This is a genomic window from Pseudomonas sp. JV245A, assembly GCF_032424515.1.
GTDB classification, from domain to species: domain Bacteria; phylum Pseudomonadota; class Gammaproteobacteria; order Pseudomonadales; family Pseudomonadaceae; genus Aquipseudomonas; species Aquipseudomonas protegens.
This window is the reverse complement of record NZ_VYKE01000348.1, coordinates 1-1748: the sequence shown is the minus strand read 5'-3', so window position 1 is coordinate 1748 and position 1748 is coordinate 1. Positions and strand designations below refer to the sequence as shown.

Annotated in this window: 2 protein-coding genes; both read left to right on the top strand. The window is 62.5% G+C overall.

Annotated features, from left to right (window positions below; genetic code table 11):
- Nucleotides 1-262: phosphopantetheine-binding protein (locus F6S12_RS31475; protein WP_315869829.1), on the top strand; the 262-nt coding region annotated here is incomplete at its 5' end.
- Nucleotides 263-274: 12 nt separating this feature from the next.
- Nucleotides 275-1748: condensation domain-containing protein (locus F6S12_RS31470; RefSeq protein WP_315869828.1), on the top strand; the 1474-nt coding region annotated here is incomplete at its 3' end.

The following is a 1748-nucleotide window of genomic DNA, read 5'->3' as shown; positions in this document are numbered from 1 at the left end:
GGATCGGGTGGGCATGAGCGACAACTTCTTCGAGCTGGGCGGCCACTCTCTGTTGGTGGCTCAGGTGGTGACTCGGGTCAAGCAGCAGTTTGGCGTGGATATGCCCATCAAGTCGCTGTTCGGCGCGGAGAGCCTCGCGGCCTTTGTCGAGAAGGTTCAGGCCCTGCGGCAGACAACTTCTTCACTGCAGGATGAATTGGCTAAATCTTTGGAGGCCCTCAAACGTTTATCTCCCGATGATCTTGAAAAAATAATTTCTTAGGCGAGGTAGTACATGCAAGCTTTAATCGACTCGGTAGGCACGCTTTCTTCCAAGGAAAGAAGAGCCCTGGCGATTTTGCTTAAAGAAAAGGGCATCAACCTCTTTGGTATCGCTCCTATCTGCAGCCGCGGCGCCGACGAGGCGCCGGTTCTCTCCTATACCCAGGAAAGCCAGTGGTTCCTTTGGCAACTGGAGCCCGAGAGCACCGCCTACCACATCACCACGGCGCTGCGCTTGACCGGAGAACTGGACCTCGACGCGCTGCGCCATGCATTCGATACCCTGATTGCCCGGCATGAAACCCTGCGCACTACCTTTTCCGAAGACGATGGCACGGCGGTGCAGGTGGTGCACCCACCGGCGCCGCTGGACATCGAGGTCATCGAACTGCACGCCGGCGGCCTGTCCTATGAGGCCCAGGTCCATGCCCTGACCGACAGCAAGAGCCAGCCGCCCTTCGATCTGCGCAATGGCCCGCTGTTGCGGGCCAAGTTGCTGCGGGTGGCGGCAGACGAGCATGTGCTGGTCCTGACCCAGCACCACATCGTGTCCGATGGCTGGTCGATGGGGGTGATGGTGGAGGAGCTGATCCAGCTCTATGCCGGTTACCGCCAGGGGCGCACGGTCAGCCTGCCGGACCTGCCGATTCAATACGCCGACTATGCCAACTGGCAGCGCCAGTGGATGGATGCCGGCGAGCGTGAGCGGCAACTGGGCTACTGGCTGGAGCAACTGGCCGGGGAGCAACCCTTGCTGATGCTGCCGCTGGACCACCCGCGCCCGGCGATCCAGAGCTATCGGGGGGCGCTGCTGGATATCCCGTTGCCGGAAGAGCTGCGCCTGGGCCTCAAGCAATTGGCCCAGCGTGAAGGGGCGACCCTGTTCATGCTGTTGCTGGCCTCGTTCCAGGTCTTGCTGCACCGCTACAGCGGCCAGGCGGACATCCGCGTCGGGGTGCCGACCGCCAACCGCAACCGGGTGGAAACCGAGCGCCTGATCGGCTTCTTCGTCAATACCCAGGTGTTCAAGGCCGAGGTCGACGGGCAACTGGGCTTCAATGATTTCCTGCAGCAGGTCAAGCAGACCGCGCTGATGGCCCAGTCCCACCAGGACTTGCCTTTCGAGCAGTTGGTGGAAGCCTTGCGCCCCGAGCGCAGCCTGAGCCACAGCCCGCTGTTCCAGGCAATGTTCAACCACCAGACCGCGGTCAAGAAGGGCGGGCAGAGCCAGCGCCTGGACGACCTCAGCATCGAGACCCTGAGTTGGCAGGGGCGCGCCGCGCAGTTCGACCTGACCCTGGATACCTTCGAATCCGAGGATGGCCTCTGGGCCTCCCTGACCTATGCCTCCGACCTGTTCGAGGCCTCCACCATCGAGCGTCTGGCCCAGTCCTGGGTGCAGTTGCTGCAGGGCATTGTCCAGCAGCCACGCCAGCGCCTGGGGGACCTGCCGCTGCTGGGCGTTGCCGAGCAGCACCAGTTGCTGT